The sequence below is a fragment of the bacterium genome (assembly GCA_035454885.1).
GTDB lineage: Bacteria > UBA10199 > UBA10199 > JACPAL01.
Window position 1 is genome coordinate 1 of record DATIGE010000070.1, and the last position, 5891, is coordinate 5891.

General features: G+C 62.7%; 7 protein-coding genes. All 7 read right to left on the minus strand.

The features are described 5' to 3' along the window. Positions 1-32: 32 nt before the first annotated feature. Positions 33-341: a Grx4 family monothiol glutaredoxin gene (gene grxD / locus VLJ37_11985; GenBank protein HSA60389.1), complete on the minus strand. Its 309-nt coding sequence runs from the start codon at positions 339-341 to the stop codon at positions 33-35. Between the two features lie 46 nt (positions 342-387). Continuing rightward, entirely contained in the window at positions 388-711 is a 324-nt protein-coding gene (locus tag VLJ37_11990; GenBank protein ID HSA60390.1) for an SUF system Fe-S cluster assembly protein, read from the minus strand. Beyond that, positions 695-1174, minus strand: coding sequence for an SUF system NifU family Fe-S cluster assembly protein (locus VLJ37_11995; GenBank protein HSA60391.1), 480 nt, complete (start codon positions 1172-1174; stop codon positions 695-697). Before VLJ37_11995 ends, VLJ37_11990 begins: the two co-directional genes overlap by 17 nt. Continuing rightward, positions 1171-2376, minus strand: coding sequence for a cysteine desulfurase (locus VLJ37_12000; GenBank protein ID HSA60392.1), 1206 nt, complete (start codon positions 2374-2376; stop codon positions 1171-1173). The genes VLJ37_11995 and VLJ37_12000 overlap by 4 nt, the downstream gene beginning before the upstream one ends. Continuing rightward, positions 2373-3749: a Fe-S cluster assembly protein SufD gene (gene sufD, locus VLJ37_12005; GenBank protein HSA60393.1), complete on the minus strand. Its 1377-nt coding sequence runs from the start codon at positions 3747-3749 to the stop codon at positions 2373-2375. The genes VLJ37_12000 and sufD overlap by 4 nt, the downstream gene beginning before the upstream one ends. After that, the gene (gene sufC / locus VLJ37_12010; protein HSA60394.1) at positions 3713-4474 is read right to left on the minus strand and encodes a Fe-S cluster assembly ATPase SufC; all 762 of its coding nucleotides are present in this window, start codon (positions 4472-4474) and stop codon (positions 3713-3715) included. Before sufC ends, sufD begins: the two co-directional genes overlap by 37 nt. Positions 4475-4481: 7 nt before the next feature. After that, positions 4482-5891, minus strand: a 1410-nt coding sequence (sufB, locus tag VLJ37_12015) for a Fe-S cluster assembly protein SufB (protein ID HSA60395.1), incomplete at its 5' end; no start/stop codon positions are given.

The window sequence follows — 5891 nt, forward strand, 5'->3', positions numbered from 1 at the left end:
AGAACGGGCGGGCCTTCGGGCCCGTCCGTTTTTTATTTGGAGGCCAATTTCTGTAATTCGCCGCGCTCGTGCAACTCGGTCACGATGTCGCAGCCCCCGACGAACTCGCCGTCGATGAAGATCTGGGGCACGGTCGGCCACTGCGTGTACTCCTCGAGCGCCCCCCACAGAGGATCGTCCGCGAGGACGTCCACGGCCTTGATGGGCTGGTTCAAGGTCTTCAGGACCTGGACCGCCTGATTGGAGAACCCGCAGCGCGGGGCCTCGGGCGTGCCCTTCATGAAGATGACGAGTTTGTTCGTCTTCACCATCTCTTCGATTTTCTTTTTCAAATCTTCCATGCGTTCTCCTTTTGTAGGGGCAAGGCGCCGCCTTGCCCTTACGTCGTTATAACATCCCTAATTTGAGTTTCGCGGCCTCCGTCATCATGTCCATCTTCCAGGGAGGCTCCCAGACGACGGCGACCTTGACGTCCTTCACGCCGTCCACCGCCCTCACCTTGTTTTCGACCTCCGGCGGCAGCGAGCCTGCCACGGGGCACGCGGGCGAGGTCAGCGTCATCTTGATCTCGACGTCGCCCTCCTCGCTCACGGCCAGATCGTAGATCAACCCCAGGTCGTAGATGTCGACGGGGATCTCCGGGTCGTAGCAGGACTTGAGAACTTTGATGACCCTGTCCTTCAACGGAGGCTGTTCAGGCGCCTGATCCACTGTCATCCCCTTTCTCGGTCGTAACGGGCTCTCCCCGTCCTTCGAGGGCGGCCTTGAGCGTGTGCCAGGCGAGCGAGGCGCATTTGACCCGGGCCGGAAACTCCGAAACCCCCGAAAAGACTTGGAGCTTACCCAACCCGTCCGCCTCTCCGGGTTTCAGCTTTCCGGTGACCATCAAATGAAACCGGTCGAACAGCCCGTCAATTTCGGCTTCCGTCTTCCCCTTCACCGCCGTCGTCATGATCGAACTCGACGCCTTCGATATGGCGCATCCGGAGCCCACGAAACTCACGTCGGCGATCTTGCCGCCGTCCATCTTGAGATAGACGGTGCAGCGGTCGCCGCAGAGGGGGTTGAAGCCCTCCGCGTGATGATCGGCGTCCTGGAGAACGTGGAAATTCCTCGGCTGCTTGTTGTGATCGAGGATGACGTCCTGGTAAAGCTGGCTCAATTCCGAATTCATTTGAAGATCGCCCTCACCTTTTCCAATCCCGAGACCAAGGCGTCGATGTCTTCCTTCGTATTGTAGAAAGCCAAGGACGCCCGAGCCGTGGCGGAGATGCCCAGCCTCTCCATCACCGGCATCGCACAGTGATGCCCCGTGCGGATGGCGATCCCCTCCTGGTCCAAGATCGTCCCGATGTCGTGCGGATGGATGTCGCCGAGCAGGAAGGACACGACGCCGGCCTTCTCCTTGGCCGTGCCGATGATCCTCAGATCCTTCACCCTTGAGAGGGCGGTCGTCGCGTAGTCCAACAGCTCGTTCTCGCGCGCCGCGATCCGGGGCATTCCGATTCCCGAAAGGTAGTCGATCGCCGCGCCGAGACCCACCGCTCCTTCGATGTTGGGGGTACCCGCCTCGAACTTGAACGGGATATCGTTGTAGAGCGTCTTCTCGAAGGTGACCATGCGGATCATGTCGCCCCCGCCCTGATAGGGGGGCATTTTTTCCAGATGCGCGCGCTTGCCGTAAAGGGCGCCGATGCCCGTCGGTGCGCACATCTTGTGGCCGGAGAAGACGTAGAAGTCGCAGTCCAGCGCCTGCACGTCCACCGGCCTGTGGGGCACCGCCTGGGCGCCGTCCACGAGGACGGGGATCCCTTTCGCGTGCGCCTTTTCGATCATGGCCTTCACGGGATTGACCGTGCCGAGGGCGTTCGAGACGTGCGTGAGCGCGACGATCTTCGTGCGGGCGTTCAGGAGGCTTTCGTATTCCTCCAAGATCAGCTCCCCCGCGTCCGTCATCGGGATCACGCGGAGTTTCGCCCCCCTCTCGCCACACAGCATCTGCCAAGGGACGATATTGGAGTGGTGCTCGATCGCCGAAAGGACGACCTCGTCGCCCGCCTTCACGTTCGCCCGGCCGAAGCTCTGCGCCACCAGATTGATCGCCTCCGTCGCCCCGCGGACGAAAACGATCTCGGCGTCTTCCCGCGCGTTGAGGAAGGACCTCACCTTGCCTCGGGCCGCCTCGTACAGCTCGGTCGCCCGCTCGCTCAGGAGGTGCACGCCGCGGTGGATGTTCGCGTTGTCGCGCTCGTAATAGTCCCGGATCGCGTCGATGACGGCCCGGGGCTTCTGGCTCGTCGCCGCGTTGTCCAGGTAGACGAGCCGCCTGCCGCGCACCGTCTGGCTCAAGATGGGAAAATCGTCGGCGAAGTTCATGTTCCCGACACCCCCCCCGACACTCCCGAGGGAATCTCCCCGGCCAAGAGGCGACGGAAGATCCATTTTTCCAAGCCCTGCTGCAGGGAGGGCACGCGGACCCGCCCGACGAGATCGCTCGCGAAGGCGTAGGTCAGGAGGCTCCGCGCGTGGGCCTCCCCCAACCCGCGCGAGCGGAGGTAGAAGACCTGGGAATCGTCCAGGCGTCCGATCGTCGCGCCGTGGTTGCACTTGACGTCGTTGGCGAAGATCTCCAGCAAGGGCTTGGTGTTGACCAGCGCTTCGTTCGAAAGAAGCAGGTTCTTGTTGGTCTGGCGCGCCACCGTCTTCTGGGCGCCCGGGCGAACGACGATCTTTCCGTTGAAGACGCCGGTCGATTGTCCGGCGAGAATCCCCTTGTAGAGCTCGCTCGACGTCCCGTGGGGCTTCGCGTGATCGATCGACGTCTGGTTATCCGCATGCTGGCGGCCCGTCACCATGTAGAGGCCGTTCAGCGCGCATTCGGCGCCCTCGGCGTCCAGCACCGTCCGGTCCTCATTGCGCGAAAGCCCCGCGCCCAGGGAGACCGAGAGCGTCGAGACGCGGCTGTCGGCGTCCTGACGGACGTCCAGGGAACGCAGGTGACAGGCGTTCCCGTTCTCCTGTTGAAGCTTGTAGTGGTCGACGATCGCGCCCCGGCCGGCGACGATCTCAGTGACGGCATTCGTGAAATAGGGGGAGTTTCCGCCGCCGACGTAGATCTCGACCACGGTCGCCTGCGAGCCTTCCTCCGCGATCACGAGATTGCGCGGGTGCGAGACGCCCGGCCGGTCGTCCGTCGTCCAAGACACGTAACAGACGTGGATCGGCTTCGTGACGACGACGCCCTTGGGAATATAAATGACGGCCCCGTCGTTCAAGAACGCCGTGTTCAGGGCCACGAAGGCGCGGTCTCCGAACTCCGCGGCCGTTCCAAGGACCCCGGCCACCAGGTCGGGACGGTTCTTCAACACGGAGGCGAGACTTCCGGCGACCACACCGGACGCGAGACCTTCGACGGCCGACAGCCGCGGCGAGTAGTGACCGTTGACGAACACGAGGCGGACCGCGTCGCGCGGGCAGAAGGCGCTCCGTTCCAAAAAATCGCTTTCGATCCGTCCGCCGTGGTCGTCTCGGGCCGCCGGCGCAAACGGGACGTCCTGGAACCCCGCCAGGCTCGTGTAACGCCATTCCTCGCTCTCCGTCGTCGGCAGCCCCAGGGCGGCAAAACGGTCGATGGCGCCACGGCGCATCGGCGCCAGCCACGACGGCCCGTCTTTCCGGTCTTCGAACTGCCTGAGAAATTGCTCCTTCATGTTCATGCGCTCGCCCCGCCGGGTGCGGACTCCAACCATCCGTAGCCTTTTTTCTCCAGATCGAGGGCCAGGGACTTGTCGCCGGACTTGACGATCCTGCCGTCCTGGAGGACGTGCACGAAATCCGGGACAATGTAGTCCAAGAGACGCTGGTAATGGGTCACGAGCACGACCCCCCGGTCGCGGCTCCGCAGGGCGTTGACGCCCTTGGCGACGACCTTCAGGGCGTCGATGTCGAGCCCCGAGTCGATCTCGTCCAGGATCGCGAGCTTGGGGTCCAAAACCGCCATTTGGAGGATCTCGTTCCGCTTCTTTTCCCCCCCGGAGAAGCCCTCGTTCACAGACCGGGAGAGCAATCCCTCCTCGATCTCCAGGAATTTCATCTTTTCCTTCACGAGCGCGAGGAACTCCATGGCGTCGACCTCCTCCAGGCCACGGTGCTTGCGCTGGGCGTTCAGGGCCGCTTTCAGGAAATAGACGTTGCCGACGCCCGGGATCTCGATCGGATACTGGAAGCCCAGAAAGACGCCTTCGCGCGCGCGGTCCTCGGGGGTCATGGCGAGGAGGTCCTTGCCTTGATAGAGGACCTGACCCTTCGTGACTTCGTAATTCTCGCGCCCGGCCAAGACCTGCGCGAGCGTGCTCTTGCCGGAACCGTTCGGGCCCATGATGGCGTGGACCTCGCCCGGGTTGACCTTGAGGCTGATGCCGCGGAGGATTTCTTGGCCCGCGACGTTCGCATGAAGATTTTTAATTTCGAGCATCGTCATATCATCCAACGCTCCCTTCCAAACTGACGCCGAGCAATTTTTGCGCTTCCACCGCGAATTCCATCGGCAATTCCTTCAAGACCTGCTTGCAGAACCCGTTGACGATCATCGAGACGGCGTCCTCCGCCGAGATCCCGCGTTGCTTGCAGTAAAAGAGCTGGTCCTCGCCGATCTTGGAGGTCGAGGCCTCGTGCTCCAGCTGCGCCGTGCTGTTCTTGACCTCGATGTACGGGAACGTGTGGGCCCCGCACAGGTCGCCCATGAGGAGGGAGTCGCACTGCGAATAATTGCGCGCGTTTTCCGCCCCCTTCTGGATCTTGACCAACCCCCGGTAGGTGTTCTGGCCGTGGCCGGCGGAGATGCCTTTGGAGACGATCGTCGAGCGCGTGTTCCTGCCGATGTGAATCATCTTCGTACCGGTGTCCGCCTGCTGGTAGTTGTTCGCGACGGCCACCGAATAGAACTCGCCGACGGAGCCGTCGCCGAGCAGGATGCAGCCGGGATACTTCCAGGTGATGGCGGAGCCGGTCTCGACCTGCGTCCACGAGATCTTCGAATTCCTGCCGGCGCATTTCCCGCGCTTGGTCACGAAATTGTAGATGCCGCCCTTCCCGTTCTTGTCGCCGGGGTACCAGTTCTGGACCGTCGAGTATTTGATCTGGGCGTTGTCCAGGGCGACCAGCTCGACCACGGCCGCGTGGAGCTGGTTCTCGTCGCGCATGGGCGCCGTGCAGCCTTCGAGGTAGCTCACGGCGGAGCCCTCGTCCGCGACGATCAGCGTGCGCTCGAACTGGCCGGTATTGGAGGCGTTGATCCGGAAGTAGGTGGAAAGCTCCATCGGGCAACGCACGCCCTTGGGGATGTAGCAGAACGACCCGTCGCTGAAGACGGCGGAGTTGAGGGCCGCGAAAAAGTTGTCCGCGGACGGGACGACCGTGCCCAGGTACTTCTTCACCAGATCCGGATGCTCTTTCACCGCCTCGGAGAAGGAACAGAAGATGATCCCCAGCTCCGAGAGTTTCTCCTTGAAAGTCGTGGCGACGGAGACGCTGTCGAAGACCGCGTCGACCGCGACGCCGGAGAGCCTCTCCTGCTCCGCGAGCGAGATCCCGAGTTTCTTGAACGTCTCCAAGACCTCCGGGTCGACCTCGTCCAGGGACTTCGGACCGTCCTTTTTCGTTTTGGGTGCCGAGTAGTAGACGATGGCGTCGTAGTCGATCGGCGGATAGTGGACGTTCTGCCAGGTCGGCTCCTTCATGGTCTTCCAGTGGCGGTAGGCCTTGAGGCGCCAATCGAGGAGCCATTCCGGCTCGCCCTTCTTGGAGGAAATGAGGCGGATGACGTCCTCGTTCAGGCCCGGAGGGACGGTGTCGACGTCGACCTTCGTCTCGAAACCGTACTTGTAGTCGCC